General features: G+C 47.5%; 18 protein-coding genes. 15 read left to right on the top strand and 3 right to left on the bottom strand.

The annotated features are described in order from the left end of the window. Positions 1-6 precede the first annotated feature (6 nt). Both N2K84_RS08675 and N2K84_RS08670 read right to left on the bottom strand, forming a co-directional pair. The gene (locus N2K84_RS08675) at positions 7-168 is read right to left on the bottom strand and encodes a hypothetical protein (RefSeq protein ID WP_282591402.1); all 162 of its coding nucleotides are present in this window, start codon (positions 166-168) and stop codon (positions 7-9) included. A gap of 16 nt (positions 169-184) precedes the next feature. Continuing rightward, positions 185-676, bottom strand: coding sequence for a hydrolase (locus N2K84_RS08670; protein WP_282591401.1), 492 nt, complete (start codon positions 674-676; stop codon positions 185-187). Positions 677-1,293: 617 nt separating this feature from the next. Here N2K84_RS08670 and ilvD point away from each other — a divergent pair. The 14 genes from ilvD to N2K84_RS08600 all read left to right on the top strand — a co-directional run bounded on the left by ilvD (position 1,294) and on the right by N2K84_RS08600 (position 17,103). Continuing rightward, positions 1,294-3,123, top strand: coding sequence for a dihydroxy-acid dehydratase (ilvD, locus tag N2K84_RS08665; RefSeq protein WP_282591400.1), 1,830 nt, complete (start codon positions 1,294-1,296; stop codon positions 3,121-3,123). 21 nt (positions 3,124-3,144) lie between these two features. Beyond that, positions 3,145-4,842, top strand: a complete 1,698-nt coding sequence (gene ilvB / locus N2K84_RS08660) for a biosynthetic-type acetolactate synthase large subunit (RefSeq protein ID WP_282591399.1) — start codon at positions 3,145-3,147, stop codon at positions 4,840-4,842. 18 nt (positions 4,843-4,860) lie between these two features. Continuing rightward, complete coding sequence (ilvN, locus tag N2K84_RS08655; RefSeq protein WP_282591398.1) at positions 4,861-5,403, top strand: acetolactate synthase small subunit; 543 nt, start codon at positions 4,861-4,863, stop codon at positions 5,401-5,403. Positions 5,404-5,472: 69 nt separating this feature from the next. Beyond that, the gene (locus N2K84_RS08650) at positions 5,473-6,360 is read left to right on the top strand and encodes a helix-turn-helix domain-containing protein (RefSeq protein WP_282591397.1); all 888 of its coding nucleotides are present in this window, start codon (positions 5,473-5,475) and stop codon (positions 6,358-6,360) included. Between the two features lie 198 nt (positions 6,361-6,558). Beyond that, positions 6,559-8,034, top strand: coding sequence for a ketol-acid reductoisomerase (ilvC, locus tag N2K84_RS08645; protein WP_282591396.1), 1,476 nt, complete (start codon positions 6,559-6,561; stop codon positions 8,032-8,034). A 171-nt stretch (positions 8,035-8,205) separates the two neighbouring features. Continuing rightward, complete coding sequence (locus N2K84_RS08640; RefSeq protein ID WP_282591395.1) at positions 8,206-8,628, top strand: lipocalin-like domain-containing protein; 423 nt, start codon at positions 8,206-8,208, stop codon at positions 8,626-8,628. 404 nt (positions 8,629-9,032) lie between these two features. After that, on the top strand, positions 9,033-10,535 hold the full coding sequence (locus tag N2K84_RS08635) for a 2-isopropylmalate synthase (RefSeq protein WP_282591394.1): 1,503 nt from the start codon (positions 9,033-9,035) through the stop codon (positions 10,533-10,535). 75 nt (positions 10,536-10,610) lie between these two features. Continuing rightward, on the top strand, positions 10,611-12,011 hold the full coding sequence (gene leuC, locus N2K84_RS08630; protein ID WP_282591393.1) for a 3-isopropylmalate dehydratase large subunit: 1,401 nt from the start codon (positions 10,611-10,613) through the stop codon (positions 12,009-12,011). 37 nt (positions 12,012-12,048) lie between these two features. Continuing rightward, on the top strand, positions 12,049-12,402 hold the full coding sequence (locus N2K84_RS08625; RefSeq protein WP_282591392.1) for a four helix bundle protein: 354 nt from the start codon (positions 12,049-12,051) through the stop codon (positions 12,400-12,402). 36 nt (positions 12,403-12,438) lie between these two features. After that, positions 12,439-13,023: a 3-isopropylmalate dehydratase small subunit gene (gene leuD / locus N2K84_RS08620; RefSeq protein ID WP_282591391.1), complete on the top strand. Its 585-nt coding sequence runs from the start codon at positions 12,439-12,441 to the stop codon at positions 13,021-13,023. 143 nt (positions 13,024-13,166) lie between these two features. Further along, entirely contained in the window at positions 13,167-14,741 is a 1,575-nt protein-coding gene (locus N2K84_RS08615) for an alpha-isopropylmalate synthase regulatory domain-containing protein (RefSeq protein WP_282591390.1), read from the top strand. Between the two features lie 143 nt (positions 14,742-14,884). Then, positions 14,885-15,949, top strand: coding sequence for a 3-isopropylmalate dehydrogenase (gene leuB, locus N2K84_RS08610; protein ID WP_282591389.1), 1,065 nt, complete (start codon positions 14,885-14,887; stop codon positions 15,947-15,949). A gap of 122 nt (positions 15,950-16,071) precedes the next feature. Next, on the top strand, positions 16,072-16,485 hold the full coding sequence (locus N2K84_RS08605; RefSeq protein ID WP_282591388.1) for a DoxX family protein: 414 nt from the start codon (positions 16,072-16,074) through the stop codon (positions 16,483-16,485). Positions 16,486-16,776: 291 nt separating this feature from the next. Continuing rightward, entirely contained in the window at positions 16,777-17,103 is a 327-nt protein-coding gene (locus N2K84_RS08600) for a hypothetical protein (protein WP_282591387.1), read from the top strand. Positions 17,104-17,115: 12 nt separating this feature from the next. Here N2K84_RS08600 and dacB read toward each other — a convergent pair whose 3' ends face one another. Continuing rightward, the gene (dacB, locus tag N2K84_RS08595) at positions 17,116-18,594 is read right to left on the bottom strand and encodes a D-alanyl-D-alanine carboxypeptidase/D-alanyl-D-alanine endopeptidase (RefSeq protein ID WP_282591386.1); all 1,479 of its coding nucleotides are present in this window, start codon (positions 18,592-18,594) and stop codon (positions 17,116-17,118) included. Positions 18,595-18,856: 262 nt separating this feature from the next. On the opposite strand from dacB, the gene N2K84_RS08590 reads away from it, so the two are divergent. Then, entirely contained in the window at positions 18,857-19,222 is a 366-nt protein-coding gene (locus N2K84_RS08590; protein WP_282591385.1) for a DUF190 domain-containing protein, read from the top strand. Positions 19,223-19,262 lie beyond the last annotated feature (40 nt).

Raw genomic sequence — 19,262 nt, 5'->3', positions numbered from 1 at the left:
TTCCGTTCATACGAAAAGAGGTCCGGATCTGTTGCTATTTGCCGGTTTTGGCTCGTGAGGTGCGTTCGGAACGGTTTGGTATTCTGCTTTATCGATACCTGAAGCGGCCAGCGTTCGTTCACCCGGATGCTGAAAAATTTCCTTGTCGACCGTTGCTTTTGCCTCCATCTTCACGGTTATTTTTTCATTTTTTGGATACATGGCAAAGAATGACGACATAGTTTTTGCCGTATTTTTTTGCGCACTTCGGACAGGTGGTGTACCACATGTACCATTTTTTGATCTCCAGTCCCTTTTGTTCGGCCAGTTTTTTATAGTCGTCGCACCATTGTTGGGTGTTTTTGTAGGGGCCTTCGTAAACCTTGCTGTAAAAGTGTCCGCTCAGGCTGATGTTTTTTGCGCCTTTAACCGGTTTGCCCACGGCCAGGTAAAGGTCCATGTTCCATTTCGAGGTATGATCGGACAGACACAAGTTCTCGGGCACAGCAGTTTGGGCAGTTTGCACCTTTTTGTATAGCCGTTTGATGACTTTCGCAAAATTCATGGGCATGTAAAACAACGTAAAAACCTTGTCGCGGATAAACATTTTGTGTTTCCATTCCAACACGCGATCGTCCCAGGGTGCCGGATCAAATGGAGGGCAGCAGACATCCGAATTTGTTTCATTTGTGTTCATGTGGAACTCCTTTCTTTATGAGATGAGTTTAACCAGAATGCTGAATATGAATAAAGTTAGGGGTATTTTGGGACTCAATCAATAAGTTGTGTCATTTTGTTTATTCTGATGTTTGCTTCTGGAAATGCATATACGCAAAAGGAATCCGGTTTGCATGCAATTTGTTTTTCCTGTTTTGGCAAGTTTCTAATTATTAATTCGTAGTGGTGTAAGTGTTTATCTGTTAAATTCTATTTCAAAGTGGATATTTACTTACGAATTAATTTTGGTTTTTGAAATTAATTTCTACTTTTGCTCGTACAAAAGAACAAAAATGAAAATTCCGGCTATCATACTTAACGTCATTATCCTCGTGGTCGTGGTCATTTCGCAAGCGAAGTGAGGATGTTGCACGTTGGTATATCAGGTAGCCATTCTCACAAACAGGGAATGGCTTTTTTCATTTTAAAGAATTGATTATGACACATTTTTCAACAGATCATCCGGTAGTCCTTCTGGTCGTCATTCTTGGTTTTCACTAAGGAAGGCTGCTGATTGTTGAGCAATTGATATTCAAAAGCCTTTCTCCTAAAAAGAGAAGGGCTTTTTTTAAAAACAAAAAAATACAAACAGAAGATATGAAGTACAAATTGAGATCAGCTACTACTACCGAAGGCCGCCGGATGGCCGGGGCCCGGAGTTTATGGCGTGCCAATGGCGTGAAAGAAGAACAATTTGGCAAACCGATGATTGCCATCGTCAATTCATTTACACAGTTTGTTCCCGGACATGTTCACTTGCACGATATTGGCCAGTTCATTAAGGGCGAAATTGAAAAGCAGGGTTGTTTTGCCGCCGAGTTTAATACGATCGCCGTTGACGACGGTATTGCTATGGGGCACGACGGTATGCTGTATTCGTTGCCCTCGCGCGATGTGATTGCCGATAGCGTGGAATACATGTGCAATGCTCACAAGGTGGACGCGATGGTTTGTATTTCCAACTGCGATAAAATTACCCCGGGGATGATGATGGCCGCTATGCGGTTGAATATTCCCGCCATTTTCGTATCGGGTGGGCCCATGGAGGCCGGTAATATCGACGGGAAAGACTATGATTTGGTGGATGTCATGGTGATGGGCGCCGACCAAAATGTGGAAGAGTCGTACCTGGCCAAAGTGGAACGCGATGCCTGTCCTACCTGCGGAAGCTGCTCGGGTATGTTTACCGCCAACTCGATGAACTGTTTGGCCGAAGCGCTCGGTTTGGCGCTGCCCGGAAACGGCACCATCGTGGCCACACATGTCAATCGGAAACGGTTGTTTGAGCATGCTGCCAAACGGATTGTGGAGCTGACGTACGAATATTACGAAAAAGGAAATGAAAACGCCCTTCCACGAAATATTGCAACAAAAGCGGCATTCGAAAACGCCATGAAATTGGATATTGCGATGGGAGGCTCGACCAACACGGTTTTGCACATTTTGGCCATTGCCCACGAAGCCGGTGTTGACTTCACTATGAAGCATATCAACGAATTATCAAAAGTTACCCCCAACCTGTGCAAGGTTGCGCCAAACGGACATTATCACATTCAGGATGTGAATCGTGCCGGTGGTATTCTTGGTATTTTGGCCGAGCTTAGCCGTGGTGGGCTTATGGATACAACGGTTCCCCGTGCTGATGGGTTGACCCTGGGAGAAGCCATTGCCAAATACGACATCATGAGCGGTTCGGTGAAGGCTGAAGACATTCAGCGCTATAAATCAGGGCCTGGCGGCGTTCGCAACCTGGTGCTGGGATCGCAGGAGAGCTATTATAAGGAATTTGACAAGGACCGGGCAAATGGGTGCATCCGCAGTCTGGAACATGCCTATAACAAAGACGGAGGGTTAGCTGTTCTTTACGGCAATATTGCCGAAGACGGCTGCATCGTGAAGACGGCTGGTGTTGATCCCGCGCTTTACACGTTCAAAGGCACTGCCCGTGTGTTCGAATCGCAGGAAGATGCGGTGAACGGTATTTTGGGTGATGCAGTCCAGGCAGGAAATGTGGTCATTATCCGTTACGAAGGACCGAAAGGCGGACCCGGCATGCAGGAAATGCTGTACCCAACTTCGTACCTGAAGTCGATGAAACTGGATAAAGAATGCGCCCTGTTAACCGACGGACGTTTCTCCGGGGGTACTTCGGGCTTGTCCATCGGACATGCTTCGCCCGAGGCAGCAGCCGGAGGAGGTATCGCTTTAATTCAGGATGGCGATGAGATTGAAATCGATATCCCGGCCCGTAAAATTAACGTACTGATTAGTCCTGAAGAGCTGGATCGGAGGCGTGCCGAAGAGGAAGCCAAAGGAAAAGACGCTTTTAAGCCGGTTGGCCGGATCAGAAATATAAGTAAAGCGCTGAAAGCTTATGCCAGCCTGGTTTCGTCGGCTGACAAAGGCGCAGTTCGTATTATAGATTAGAAACAACAAAAAATCATTCATATGGCAACAAAACGTATTACCGGATCACAAGCCGTTATTCTTTCGTTACTGGAAGAAGGTGTTGATACCATTTTCGGCTACCCAGGCGGGGCCATCATGCCCATTTATGATGCCCTGTACGATTTTGACAAACATGTTACCCACATTCTGACCCGTCATGAGCAGGGGGCAGTTCATGCTGCCGAAGGGTACGCCAAAGTAACCGGGAAAGCCGGTGTGTGCTTTGCCACATCGGGGCCCGGCGCTACCAATCTGATCACCGGCATTGCCGATGCACAGATTGATTCCATCCCACTGGTTTGCATCACCGGACAAGTGGCTTCGCCGCTGCTGGGGACGGATGCTTTTCAGGAATCGGATGTGGTGGGAATTTCCATGCCGGTTACCAAATGGAATTACCAGGTTACTTCGGCTGAGGAAATTCCGGACGCCATTGCCAAAGCTTTCTATATTGCCCAATCGGGGCGGCCGGGACCGGTATTGCTGGACATTGCCAAAGATGCCCAGTTTCAGGAGCTGGATTTTGAGTACAAAAAATGCACTAAAATCCGTTCGTATATCCCCGAGTTTCCGGTAGATCCGTTTAAGGTGAAGGAAGCTGCCGATTTGATCAATGCAGCTAAAAAACCACTGTTGCTCTTCGGTCAGGGGGTTATTATTGCCAACGCCGAGGATGAACTGAAAGCCTTCATTGAAAAAACAGGGATTCCGGCTGCCTGGACTTTGTTGGGTTTGTCGGCCCTGCCAACCGACCATCCGCTGAACGTGGGGATGTTGGGCATGCACGGAAATTACGGCCCCAACATCAAAACCAACGAGGCCGACCTGATTATCGCCGTGGGCATGCGTTTCGACGACCGTGTTACCGGAAAGGTGAGCACCTATGCGAAAAACGCCAAAATCATCCATCTTGAAGTTGACCCTGCCGAAATCAACAAAATTGTAAAGGCCGATGTGCCCGTGCTGGGAAATGCCAGGAATTCGCTGGCCATGTTGATGGAAAATGTACAGCAGAACAAACATGATGCCTGGGTGCAGGAATTCAGGGATTGCGATAAAATTGAATATGAAAAAGTCATTCAGAAAGATATTTTTCCCGAAAAACAAGGTTTGACGATGGGTGAAGCGGTTCGCATCGCCTCGGAAAAAACCAACCACGAGGCCATTTTGGTGACCGATGTTGGCCAGCAGCAAATGATTGCTTCCCGCTACTTCAAGTTTAAACATTCGAAAAGTAATGTTACTTCGGGCGGGCTGGGCACCATGGGCTACGGGATCCCCGCAGCCGTTGGAGCACAGCTTGGAGCGAAAGACCGCAAGGTGGTTACTTTTGTGGGCGATGGCGGTTTTCAGATGACCCTGCAGGAGTTGGGGACGATCGTGCAAAACAAGCTCCCGGTGAAGATTATTTTGCTGAACAACAACTTCCTGGGCATGGTGCGCCAGTGGCAACAACTGTTTTTCGAAAAACGCTATTCGTTTACAGAACTTACGAATCCCGATTTCATCATGATTGCAAACGGTTTTGGCATGCCGGCCCACAAAGTGACCAAACGCGAGGAACTGGAAGCAGGTATCCAAAAAATGATGGAGCACGATGGCCCGTATTTGCTCGAAGTGGTTGTTGAAAAAGAAGATAATGTTTTCCCGATGGTACCGGCAGGCGCGTCTGTTTCTGATATCATTCTTGAAGCTTAATTTTAATACCAGAGAAAAATGAAACAAGAATTTAATATTACCATATTCTCGGAAAACCATATCGGTTTGCTTAACCGGATTACCATCATTTTTACCAGGCGAAAAATAAATATCGAAAGTCTGACCGTTTCGGCGTCGGCGCTGAAAGGTATCTCAAAATTCACCATCGTGGTAAACGAAACTCAAGACCGGGTGATGAAAGTCGTTTCCCAACTGGAAAAAGTGGTGGATGTGATGAAGGCCTTTTATCACACCAACGATGAGATGATTTTCCAGGAAATCGCCTTGTACAAGGTTCCGACAGAGGCCTTGTACAATACGGATAAAATAGAAAAGATGGTGCGCAATGCCGGCGCTCGGATTCTGGAAATCACCCGCGAATACACAGTGATTGAAAAAACCGGGCACAAAGAAGAAACCCAGGCGCTTTTTGAGCAACTGAACGAGTTTCATGTGATGCAGTTTATTCGTTCCGGGCGTATCGCCATTACCCGCGACCCCATCGAGCGGCTTTCTGAGTTCCTGAAGGAACGTGATGCCATGTTCGATGCACTGGACTAGAAAAATACATTAAATCAGGTTGTTTGGAAGTCCGTTTCGTCGGGCTTTCCAACCAACTTTTTTTTGCCAATGAATTCGAAAACGGAGCAATTACCGGTTTACAGTCTGCACAATTTTAGCTCAGACGAGCGGAAAAGCCAGCAGTTTCAGGTGGAAGTGTTTGATGCGAAACGGCATTTCAGCGTGAAATACCCACACCGGCACGATTTTTTTGAAGTGCTGTACTTGATGAAAGGCTCTGGTTTTCACGTGATCGACGGCAACAAATACGAAATCAGGCCACCTTGTGTATTTTTTATGTCGCCGGGGCAGGCGCACAAAATCGAGTTTTCGAAAGATGTTGGTGGCTACATTTTCATTTTTACGGCCGATTTTTATTTGGCCAACCGGAGCAACCAAAACAGCCTGATCGAGTTTCCTTTCTTTTATAATCTGAAACAGGACAATCCTCCACTTCAGCTGGAGCGCAAAGAAGACATGCATTTTCTGGAGGAGCTGTTTCGCCGGAGCATCTCGGAACTTCGCACCAACGATACCAATCAGCTGGACATGCTCCGCTCGTTGCTCGACCTGATCCTGACCACCTGCACGTCGCGCTACAAAACCATCGAAAACCTGGAAACAACGGGTAAGGGCTATTTGCTGGTCAAACGTTTTTATCATTTGGTTGAAGAAAACACGCACAACAACTTATCGCTGAAAGAATACGCCGCGAGGCTGGCCGTAACGCCAAACCACCTCACACAAACCGTGAAACTGTACACCGGCAAAACGTCCGGACAGATTATTAAAGCCAAGCAGGTGTTGGAAATTAAACGCTTGTTGGTGCACACGAACCTAAGTGTGGCCGAAATCGCACATCAGCTGCATTTTGACGATCAATCGTATTTCACGAAATTTTTCAAGCGCGAGGCTGGGTTTTCGCCATTGCAATATCGCGCCGAAACTGCCCGGTAGTTCAAAATTACCATCAGAAGATACTTTATAAGTCGTTGAAATATAGTTTAAAAAGTTTTGTGTGGGTAAGGTTTAAAATGCAAACCCATGAAAATTACCAAAAATACCTGTTTTTTTACTCCACGTTTTGCAGATTATTCTTTTGCTTTGTATCCAGGATCTTAAAAATCGAGTAAGAACAAATAAAATTCATTCAACATGGCAAATTATTTCAATACCCTCCCGTTGCGTTTGCAACTGCAGCAATTGGGAACCTGCGAGTTTATGGACAAGTCGGAATTCGCTGACGGAGTTAAGAAGCTGGAAGGCAAAAAAATCGTGATCGTTGGCTGCGGCGCCCAGGGGTTGAACCAGGGACTCAACATGCGCGACTCGGGCCTGGACATTTCCTACACGCTGCGCGAAGCCGCCATCAAAGAAAAACGCCAGTCGTACAGAAATGCTGCTGACAATGGCTTCAAAGTTGGAACGTATGAAGAGATGATCCCGACAGCCGACCTGGTGATCAACCTGACACCCGACAAACAGCACACCAGCGTGATCAGCGCAGTGATGCCACTGATGAAACAAGGTGCTGCCCTGTCGTATTCACATGGTTTCAATATCGTGGAAGAAGGTATGCAAATCCGCAAAGACATTACCGTGGTGATGGTTGCTCCGAAATCGCCGGGTTCTGAAGTTCGCGAGGAGTACAAACGCGGATTCGGCGTTCCAACCTTGATTGCTGTTCACCCGGAAAACGATCCGAATGGTGACGGACTGGAAATTGCAAAAGCATACTGTGTTGCTACAGGTGGCGATCGTGCAGGTGTACTGCGTTCGTCTTTTGTTGCCGAAGTAAAATCGGATTTGATGGGCGAACAAACTATTCTTTGCGGTTTGCTGCAAACCGGTTCTATTCTGTCATTCAATAAAATGATTGAAAAAGGGATCGAGCCTGGATATGCCTCCAAATTGATCCAATACGGTTGGGAAGTGATTACCGAAGCGTTGAAACACGGTGGTATCACCAATATGATGGACCGCCTGTCGAACCCGGCAAAAATCAAAGCTTTTGAACTTTCGGAAGAGCTGAAACGCATCATGCGTCCATTGTTTCAAAAACACATGGACGATATCATGAGCGGCGAATTCTCCAAAACCATGATGGAAGACTGGGCCAACGACGACAAAAACCTGTTGACCTGGCGTGCTGCCACTGCCGAAACCGCTTTCGAAAAAACGCCTGCCGGTGATGTCGAAATCAGCGAACAGGAATATTTCGACAATGGCGTATTGATGGTTGCTTTCGTGAAATCGGGTGTTGAACTGGCTTTTGAAACCATGACCGAAGCCGGCATTAAAGAAGAATCGGCTTATTACGAGTCGTTGCACGAAACCCCGCTTATTGCCAACACCATTGCCCGCAAAAAATTGTACGAAATGAATCGTGTGATTTCGGATACCGCCGAATATGGTTGTTACCTGTTCGACCATGCCTGCAAACCCTTGCTGGCCGATTTCATGTCGAAAATTGATGTGGACGTGATTGGCGAAACTTACGGAGAAGGTTTCGATAACGGTGTTGACAACAAACAACTGATTGCTGTGAACGAGATCATTCGTTTCCACCCGGTTGAAATTGTCGGTTACGAACTGCGCGAGTCGATGACTGCCATGAAGAAAATTGTGTAAAACAATACGAAATCAAATACCAAAGCCTGCCAGTCACCGATTGGCAGGCTTTTTTTCTGGTAACAAAATTTTTCGTGAAAGCCTGTTGTTTGAGGTACTTTTTTAACATGTTTTCCAGGCTGAACAAATTGCCTGCTCGATCGTATTAATTTCAATTTAAAACCAGCAATCATGAACAGTTTGATTATCGGAACATGGAAACTCAAGTCATTTGAGTTGCAAAAAACTAACGGACAATTAGAATATCCCTTTGGAGCCGATGCGGTTGGGTATGTAAATTATTCCCCATCCGGGCATTTTTCGGTACAGTACATGCCCAAAGAGCAGTCTGGGGAAATTCGGGGCATTTCCTATTTCGGGCGGTATGAATTCAATCGGGAGAAAGACTACATTGTGCATCACGTGGAGGGATCGCTTTTTCCCAGTAATGAAGGGCTGGATAAAATCAGGCATGCACGCATCCGGGGGAAAGGGTTGAAATTAACCTGTCCGCCATTAGTATGGGGAGACGATCAGGAGGCCGTTGCAATCATTCAGTTCGAAAAACAAGAGGAATTGCCCACGGCTGGGGTAGCCGAACCCATGATTAGATAATCGTTTTTTTTGCGGGGGGGGTAGTTTCTGTATCCCCGATTAAACAAAACAAGTTGATTTGCTTTTCAAAAGAATAACCAAGGGGGGTAAAAGATTCTTTAGAACGATTTTAAACTGCCGGATTTAAAGTTAAAGCACAATTAACTTTTAATTTTAGCAATTAAAGCGGTGTTTTATTTTCATTTTAAAAAAATATTGTGATATTTGCAGCAAATCATTGAAAAAATGAAACAAGTTTATTCCATTTCTATTCTCGGTATTCTACTCGGTATTCTACTCCGGATGCGCGACTGAGAATGGTATGGGTATAATTATACAAAAATGACATAAAGCCATTCTCTTCAGAGGATGGCTTTTTTGATATGTAAAAAAAGAAAATAACAGATACTAAAAATCATTTCATCATGAGCGACAGATTGTACATTTTTGACACTACCTTGAGGGACGGCGAGCAAGTCCCGGGGTGTCAGTTAAACACGGTTGAGAAGATTGAAGTGGCCAAGGCGTTGGAGGAATTGGGCGTTGATGTGATCGAGGCCGGTTTTCCGATTTCCAGCCCCGGCGACTTCAAATCGGTAGTCGAAATTTCAAAAGCGGTGACCTGGCCAACCATTTGCGCCCTTACCCGCGCAGTGGAGAAAGACATTGATGTTGCCGCAGAAGCTCTGAAATACGCCAAGAAAGGTCGTATTCATACAGGGATTGGGACATCGTATTATCACATCCATTACAAGCTCAACTCTAATCCTGATGAAATTATTGAGCGTGCGGTTCGGGCTGTAAAATACGCGAAGAAATATGTTGAAGACGTTGAGTTTTACGCCGAAGATGCCGGACGTACCGAAAATGAATACCTGGCCCGGGTGGTAGAAGCGGTCATCAAAGCGGGTGCAACGGTAGTCAACATTCCGGACACGACCGGTTATACCATGCCGCACGAGTTTGGCGAAAAAATCAAGTACCTGATCGACAATGTGCGCGGGGTGGAGAACGCGATCATTTCAACCCACTGTCACAACGATTTGGGGATGGCCACGGCCAACACCATTTCCGGTATCATCAACGGTGCCCGTCAGGCTGAAGTAACCATAAACGGCATTGGCGAGCGTGCGGGAAATACCTCGCTGGAAGAAGTGGTGATGACCCTGAAAAGTCGTTACAAAGTGCTGAATATCGATACCAACATCAATACAAAAAATATTTTCAAAACCAGTCGTTTGGTTTCGAACCTGATGAACATGCCGGTGCAGCCTAACAAGGCTATTGTGGGGCGTAATGCCTTTGCGCACTCATCCGGAATTCACCAGGACGGCGTGTTGAAAAACCGCGAAAACTATGAGATTATCGATCCGACTGAGGTGGGTATCAACGAGTCGTCAATCGTATTGACCGCACGCAGTGGCCGCGCCGCCCTGAAACACCGGTTGGAAGTGTTGGGCTACGAACTGACCAAGGAAAAAGTGGATGAAGTTTACGAGAAATTCCTGGAGTTGGCCGATAAGAAAAAGGACATTCGTGATGACGATGTCGTGCTGTTGGTGGACGATACGCAACGGAAAGAACGCCGCATCAAACTTGATTTCCTGCAAGTGGTAACCGGTAAGTCATTAATCCCGATGGCAACCGTTCGTTTGGATATTGCCGGTGAAAAATTCGATGCCACTTCTTCGGGCAACGGACCGGTGGATGCTGCGATTAAAGCCGTCAAACAAATTCTGAAACGCCAGGTGACGCTTGAAGAATTCCTGATTCAGGCCATCACCAAAGGTAGCGACGATGTCGGTAAAGTTCACATGGAGCTGGATTACGATGGCGTTAAATTCTTTGGTTTTGGCGCTCACACGGATATTATTACCGCTTCGGTTGAGGCATTTCTGGATGCTGTCAATAAAATGCCGGTGCAATAAGGAGTAAGTTGATTAATCTGTAATAAAATAGGATTTCCGGCTGCTGGCCGGCTGAAGTTGAAAAGTTAAGATTATATGGAAGCAAAAACATTATTTGATAAGATTTGGGACGCCCACGTGGTGAAACAAGTAGAAGGCGGCCCCAATGTGTTGTATATCGACCGTCACTTTATTCATGAAGTGACCAGTCCGGTGGCCTTTTTAGGATTGAAAACACGCGGGTTGAAAGTGTTCCGCCCGGACCAAACCACGGCCACTCCCGACCACAATGTGCCCACCATCAACCAAAACATGAGCATCAAGGATGAGTTGTCGCGCAACCAGGTGGAGATGCTGAAAAAGAATTGCGAAGAAAGCGGCATTACCCACTATGGTTTGGGTAGCGATGGTCATGGTGTTGTACACATCATCGGACCGGAAATGGGCCTAACCCAGCCCGGCATGACCATTGTTTGCGGCGACAGCCACACTTCTACCCATGGTGCATTTGGCGCTATTGCATTCGGTATTGGTACCAGTGAAGTGGAAATGGTGCTGGCCAGTCAATGTATCATGCAGCCCAAACCCAAGAAAATGCGCATCACGGTGGATGGCAAACTGGGTAAAGGCGTAACAGCTAAAGATATCGCGCTGTACATTATTTCGCAGATCTCGACCAGCGGCGGTACCGGCCACTTTATCGAGTATGCCGGATCAGCCATCACCGGTTTGAGCATGGAAGGTCGAATGACCCTGTGTAACTTGAGCATCGAAAGTGGCGCCCGCGGTGGGATGATTGCACCCGACGAAACCACGATTAACTATGTGAAGGGCCGCAAGTTTGCCCCCAAAGGCGAAGCCTGGGACAACGCGGTGGCTTACTGGCAGTCGTTGAAATCGGATGAAGGTGCTAAATTCGACACTGAATATCATTTCGATGCTGCCGACATTGAGCCGATGATTACTTACGGAACAAACCCGGGTATGGGCATCGGCATCTCAAGAACAATTCCTACCGGAAGTGACCTGGAAGGTACCGACAAAACTACTTTTATGAAGTCGCTGAAATATATGGATTTCCATCCCGGCGATGCCATGAAAGGCAAAAAGGTGGATTATGTGTTCCTCGGAAGTTGTACTAACGGGCGGATTGAAGATTTTCGGGCTTTTGCCGAATTTGTAAAAGGAAAAAAGAAAGCCGACAATGTGACTGTTTGGCTGGTTCCCGGATCGAAAGCGGTAGAGAAGCAGATCATCGAAGAAGGCCTGGACAAAGTTTTTGAAGCTGCCGGAATGGCCTTGCGTCAACCCGGATGTTCAGCTTGTTTGGCCATGAACGACGACAAAATCCCGGAAGGGAAATATGCCGTTTCTACGTCGAACCGGAACTTTGAAGGTCGTCAGGGACCAGGCGCCCGCACCTTGCTGGCCAGCCCGATCACCGCAGCTGCCGCCGCCATAACCGGTGTCATCACCGACCCGCGGGAAATGCTCTGATTGATGATTGATTAATGACGATTGATGATTGTCTGAAATGACTCGAAAGGAACTGGAACAAAGAACCAAAAAGTTTGCACATGATTGTGTGAAAGTTGCTATGCTGCTTCCTGATACTACATTGGGAAGACATATCAGAGGTCAGTTGATTCGATGTTCAACATCAGTTCCTGCTAACTATCGTGCTGCAAACCTGGCGCAATCGAAAGCAGCGTTTGCTGCTAAATTATCAATCGTTATTGAGGAAGCTGATGAAAGTAGCTTTTGGTTAGAGTTTACGACTGAGGAGAACTTACTCTCAACGGGAACAACCGATCCATTAATAAAAGAAGCTTATGAGCTTTGCTCAATTTTCATTTCTTCCAGAAAATCAATCCAGGCAGGAAGTTAAAATCATAAATAATCATTCAAAAATTATAAATCAGAAATGGCTTACGATAAATTTTCAAAAATAGTATCACCGGCGGTGCCCATGCCCATCGAGAATGTGGACACCGACCAGATTATTCCGGCCCGCTTCCTGAAAGCGGTTGAGCGGAAAGGTTTTGGCGACAACTTGTTTCGCGATTGGCGCTACGATAAAAACAACCAACCGATTGCCGATTTCCCGCTGAACCAAAGCACCTACAGCGGCAAAATCCTGGTAGGCGGTAAAAACTTTGGCAGCGGATCGAGCCGCGAACATGCTGCCTGGGCCATCTACGACTATGGTTTCCGGGTGGTGGTGTCGAGCTTTTTTGCCGACATTTTTAAAGGAAATGCCCTCAACAATGGCTTGTTGCCCGTTGTTGTGTCACCGGCTTTCCTCGAAAAGATCTTCGCAACCATCGAGAACGACCCAAACAGCGAATTCGAAGTGGATCTGCCGAGCCAAACGTTTACGATCAAAGCTACCGGCGAGTCGGAACAATTCGAAATCAACCCGTACAAAAAGCATTGCCTGCAAAACGGGCTCGACGATATCGATTATCTCGTGAGCTTAAAAACTGAGATCGAAGCTTTTGAAAAATAAAGTCCGAAAGGGCAGGAGTATGGCGCAGTTGGCTAACTCCTGCTTTTTCGGTTGAATATGTGGCCCGGGATTAGTCCAAGGGGCCAAAAACGAGACAAGCTTTCACCGGCCTGTTTCATTATGAATGAAAAATTACCACGCACATGACGGGAAAACAAGTTGCAGAAAATAACCGGCAAATCAGTATCATGGATACGACGCTTCGGGATGGCGAACAAACCTCGGGCGTTTCATTCACGGATACCGAGAAGTTGAGCGTAGCGAAAGTTCTGCTCGAAGATGTGAACGTTGACCGGATTGAAATCGCCTCCGCCCGGGTGTCGGAAGGAGAGTTTCAGGCTGCCCGCCGGATTATGGAATGGGCCGCCGAGAAAGGTCACCTGAACCGCATCGAAATCCTGGGTTTTGTAGATGGCAAAACGTCGCTCGACTGGATTAACCGGGCGGGTGGAAAAGTGCTGAACCTGCTTTGCAAAGGCTCGTACAAACACGTCACCCAGCAGTTGCGTAAAACTCCGGAAGAACATATTGCCGACATTCAGAAATCGTTGGATTATGCCGATGAACTGGGCATTGCCGTAAATGTTTATCTCGAAGACTGGTCGAACGGGATGCGCAACTCGAAGGATTACGTTCATTTTATGGTTTCAAACCTGAAAGAAATGGGAGTCAAACGCATCATGCTGCCCGATACGCTGGGCATTCTCGACCCGGACGAAACCTACGACTTCTGCACGGAAATGATTGACACCTATCCAGGCGTTTCATTCGATTTTCATGCGCACAACGATTACGACCTGGCTATCGCCAACGTTTTTCATGCCATCAAGGCAGGGGTTGGTTGTGTACATACCACCGTGAACGGTTTGGGCGAACGGGCTGGGAATGCGCCGCTGTCGAGCGTAATTGCCACCGTGAAAGACCACCTTCATCTGAAAACACATGTAAATGAAAACATGCTGAACCGGGTGTCGAAAATTGTGGAAAGCTTTTCGGGTATCCGCATCCCCACCAACAAACCGCTGATTGGCGAATTTGTGTTTACCCAGTGCAGCGGTGTTCATGCTGATGGTGACAACAAAAACAACCTGTATTTTAACGACCTGTTGCCCGAGCGCTTTGGACGCACGCGTACCTACGCCCTGGGCAAAACTTCGGGGAAGGCCAATATCAAAGCTAATCTGGAAGATTTGGGTATTGAGCTGTCGCCCGAAGCGCTGAAAATGGTGACCACCCGTATCATTGAACTGGGCGACCGCAAAGAAACGGTGACTGCCGAGGATTTGCCTTACATTGTGGCCGATGTGCTCCAGGAAAGCATCGAGCAAAAAATCAGCATCAACAATTTTGCCCTCACCCATGCCATGGGGCTCAAGCCGTCGGCTATGGTGAGCATTAATATTGAAGGGCGAAACTACGAAGCCTCGGCTTCCGGCGACGGGCAGTATGACGCGTTTGTGAATGCCGTGAAGAGCATTTACAAGCGACTGAAAAAGCCCTTCCCGAAACTGCTGGATTATTCGGTCACCATCCCTCCGGGCGGGAAAACCGATGCGCTGGTTGAAACAGTGATCATATGGGAACTCGACCGCGAATTCAAAACCCGCGGGCTCGATCCCGACCAGACTGCCGCGGCCATCAAGGCTACGGTGCGTATGCTCAATTTGCTCGAACACAAAACCGGCATCGAAACCGATCCCGGGAAACCGAAGGATTGATAATTGGGCATTGGTAGTCATTGGTCATTAGTTTCTGTTAGTCATTCAAAGTCAGTATTAGTTATTTGTTGTCATTGATCGTTATTTTGACAACCCGAAACTCAAAGCTCGAAATTCAAAATTCAAAACACGTAACGCATAGTATGAAACTGAAATTAGCTGTTCTTCCCGGCGACGGGATTGGTCCTGAAATTGTGGAGCAGGCCATGAAATCGGTAAAAGCAATTGCCGCTAAGTTTAACCACGAACTGGAATACGAATATGCCCTCACCGGCGCAACGGCCATCGATCAGGTGGGCGAACCTTATCCCGATCAAACGCACGAACTGTGCATGCAGTCGGATGCCGTACTTTTCGGCGCCATTGGCGACCCGAAGTTCGACAATAACCCGAAAGCAACAGTACGTCCTGAGCAAGGGTTGTTGCTGATGCGCAAAAAGCTTGGTTTGTATGCCAACATCCGTCCGGTTGAAACGTTCGAATCGTTGCTGCACAAATCCCCGCTTCGTCGCGAGTTGGTTGAAGGCGCAGATTTTGTGGCCATCCGCGAGCTTACAGGGGGGATTTATTTCGGTGAAAAAGGTCGTAAAGATGATGGAAACACCGCTTTCGACACCTGTACGTACACCCGCGCCGAAGTGGAGCGCATCCTGAAACTGGGATACGAATTTGCCCTGAAGCGCAATAAAAAACTGACAGTGGTAGATAAAGCCAACGTGCTGGAAAGTTCTCGTCTGTGGCGCGAGGTGGCCCAGGGAATGGCCCCCAACTACCCGGATGTGACCACCGAATACATGTTTGTGGACAATGCTGCCATGCAAATCATCCAATGGCCTAAAAACTTCGACGTGATGGTGACCGAAAACATGTTCGGCGATATCCTGACCGACGAAGCCAGTGTGATTACCGGTTCGCTGGGCTTGCTGCCTTCAGCTTCCATCGGAATCCACACGTCGGTGTTCGAGCCCATTCACGGTTCGTACCCGCAGGCTGCCGGAAAAGATATTGCCAATCCGATTGCAACCATCCTCTCGGCTGCCATGATGTTCGAATATGCTTTCAACCTGATGGAAGAGGGCAAACTCATCCGCGATGCGGTAGCTGCTTCGATGGCTGCCGGTGTGGTGACTGTGGATATTGCCGAAGGTAAATCATACAAAACTTCGGAAGTGGGCGACTGGATTGCCGACTGGATTGCCAACGCTTAAGCGATTACCGTTTAGCTAAAAAAAAGGTTGTTTCAGAAGTCAACGCAAAAGACTTTCGGAACAACCTTCTTATTTTTGGGGTGTATTTATTTTAATCATGAAAATCAAAAAATAGAAATATCATGGGAAAAAAGATGCTTGGTCCGAAAACCAATGAGTTTGTTGAAAATGTGTGGTTGCTGGTGCTCCGTGCCGGGGCAGGCGCGTTTATGATGACGCATGGCGTACCGAAGTTACAAAAATTGCTGGCCGGCGACCTGGCCTTTGCCGATCCGTTTGGGATTGGCTCAACGCCATCGCTCATTCTGGCCGTGTTTGCCGAGGTGTTTTGCTCGGCTTTGGTGGTGCTGGGCATTGCTACACGTCTGGCCACCCTTCCGCTGATCGTTACCATGAGCGTGGCTGCCTTCATGATCCATGCCAACGATCCGTTTGCCCGGAAGGAAATGGCCTTTCTCTATCTGCTGATCTTTATTACCATCCTGGTGTACGGAAGCGGCAAATTTGCTTTGGGAAATGTCATCCGGGGAAAATAATCCGGCGCATGCGCGACGCTAAAGGCGGCTTGGTTAGCTAAAATTATTTATAAAAGAGCAATAAATACTCAATAATGAGTATTTATTGCTCTTTTATTTGTATTTATTAATTGAGATTATTTAAAAAATACTGATAATCGGGTAAGAAATACAAATAAAGATTTAGTAAGTACTTATTGTATGGTAATTATTAATTGGTATTGTGTATTAAATAGTTAAATTTGAGTAATAAATAACCATTTCTGCCTGTTGTCAACTTGGTTGCAGGCAGGGCCAATACTGATTTCAATCATGGAAAAACTACCCGTCATGCAGCTGATTAACCGGGAGATGAAGCGGAAAAAGCTCAATCCCGCTGACATTTCCAAAAGTCTTGGGTTGAGCTATACAGCAGCACACCGCATGTTTTTGCGGCCTACCATTCAGGTGCAGCGTTTGGCCGAACTGTCGGAATTGCTGGGCTATAATTTTTTTCGGGAACTGGACGGAAAGCTCCCCTATGATGAACCGGAAGTTGTTGACCATCCGGAAACCAATGCCCTGAAGGAGCGGATCAAAGAGCTTGAAATAGAGAACCGGACCCTCAAGGAAATGGTTGGGAAGATGATGGGTCATTGAATGGTGCCATCGCTACCTTTTGGCCAGTTCGGCCAGTAGTTCTTCAATGGCCTGGATAGCCTGTCGTTGGGTGCACGAAAAGTTGTTCACGAAAACGGCAAATAGCAGTTCCCGCCCCGTGATGGTTGTCAGCTGTCCGGCGAAACAACGCACGCGGGTCATGCTCCCGCTTTTGGCCAGCAGCGTGTTCCGGGGAAACAATTCCGGGCGAAAATACCACAGGGTACCGTTTGGCACCGTGGGCAGCGATTGAAACAGGTAGCTCCCCGAGGCGCTTTTTGTTTTCATGTAGTGCAGCACCTGTACCATTTGTTCGGCGGTCATGGCGTTGAAGTGCGACAGTCCGCTGCCATCGGCCAGATACAAACCGCGCGTGTCGATTCCCTTTTCTTTCCAGAAATCAGTTACTACCTCTATTCCTTCCTTCGTACTTCCCAGTCCGGTTTTCAGGTAAGCCAGGTGTTTTAGCAGGTGTTCGGCAAACAGGTTCACACTCTCGTGGTTGGTTACACTCACGATGTCGGAAAGGGGAGGGGAAATCGTCGTCGCGATCACCTTCAATTTCTGCATTTCTTTGTCTTCTGCATTTTTCTGTTTTTCCCAGATCACCTGTATTTCTCCGGTAAGCTGAATATCTGCTTCTGCTAACCTGTTTTTTAGTTGCCATGCCAGCAGAAAGGGCGGATTGGGGATGGAGGCCTTCACCACAAAATCGGCTTTGCCTTTTGGGATGCTTCCGCGGATGGTTCGCTGGTTGTTGAGGGGGCTGCCAAATACATAAGCCTGGTCGCGCGGGTCGTCGGCTGAAAGTACACGATTGTCGAATTCCAGCCCGGGGATCTGGGGCTTGGTTGACAGAAATTTGGTGGTCTTTCCTGCGGTGGCCGGAGATGAGAGGTGGATTTCATACAGGTTGTCGTACACCGAAAGCCCGCAAGCGCCGGCCCCGTAATAATTTCCCAGGTCTTCCCAGATCCAGGTGTTCGGGATGAATTGGTCGTCATAGACGGACGCATCGGCCACCAATTTGCCGGTGATGTGCCGGACGTTTAAGTCTTTCAGCGCCTTCACCCAAGTGTCCTGAAAATGGTTTTTCAGGTAGTGTTCCTTAAAGTATATCGAGCCCAGGGCCGGATCGCCGCCTCCCAGGATGTTTAGGTCGCCAAACAAGGTGTCGTTTTGAATGTAGCCTTGGTAAGCCAGCCGGGTTTCGAACCGATAATCCGGGCCAAGCAGTTCGAGCGCCGCTGCGGTGGTTAATAGTTTCAGGGTAGAAGCAGGTGTCAGGCTCACTTGCGGGCTGGATTGAAGGACCCCTTCACCTGTTTTGGCATCCTGTACGTACAGGCCAATGCTGGCATGTTCCAAGATTTCCTGGTTGGCCCAACGGCTAAAAAAGTGGGACAAGGGCACTTTTTCCTGTGCTTTTCCGCTCACAAAACAGGTGACGAGAAAGCAGGTTAATACCCAGTATTTTAAGGGGCGATTCATATGTTGCAACGGTTTTTACTCGTAAATTTGGTGGTCAAGGTATTGATTTCAATGCAATTTTAAAAGGCCATGTTCAAAACAACGATTGCTGTTTTCAGGAATAGCACTTGGTGCAGGTTTCAATAGCGCGCGAAATATTTGTAGCGAAAAGGTAACAATTTGTTTAAATTCTGGTTAACACGAATGTGAGGCCGATTTCCGTTTGTCCGAAATAGCGTAACTTGACGGATTTAGAAAATACACTTTATAAAACAGAAAAGCGATGAAAGGAAAAGCAAGTGTTTTGAAAATTTACATCTCAGAATTGGATAAGATTAATTCGGCCCAACTGTTTGAAGAGATTGTCAAAGAAGCCCGGGAGTTTGGCCTGGCCGGGGCAACGGTTTACCGGGGCGTGTTGTCGTTTGGGGCCAGTCACTCGGTGCAAACCGACAAAGCTTTTTATCAGCCGGAGCACTTACCGGTCATTATTGAAATTGTTGATGCGGAGGAGCCCATCCGCCGGTTTGCGGAACGGGTCCATGAGCTGATCGATCTCTCGCAAAAGGGGGCATTGGTGACCATTCATCCGGTTGAAGTGGTGGAGTACAAGCCGGGAGATAAGTACAACGAGTTTGGTTCTTTTTAGGCCGCAAACCGGGTTAAATTTAGGTTATGGCTTTTTTTAA

The organism is Gaoshiqia sediminis (genome assembly GCF_025907915.1).
Lineage (GTDB): Bacteria > Bacteroidota > Bacteroidia > Bacteroidales > Prolixibacteraceae > Gaoshiqia > Gaoshiqia sediminis.
Note: the sequence above shows the minus strand (reverse complement) of the source record. Positions and strands in the feature narration are given on the sequence as shown.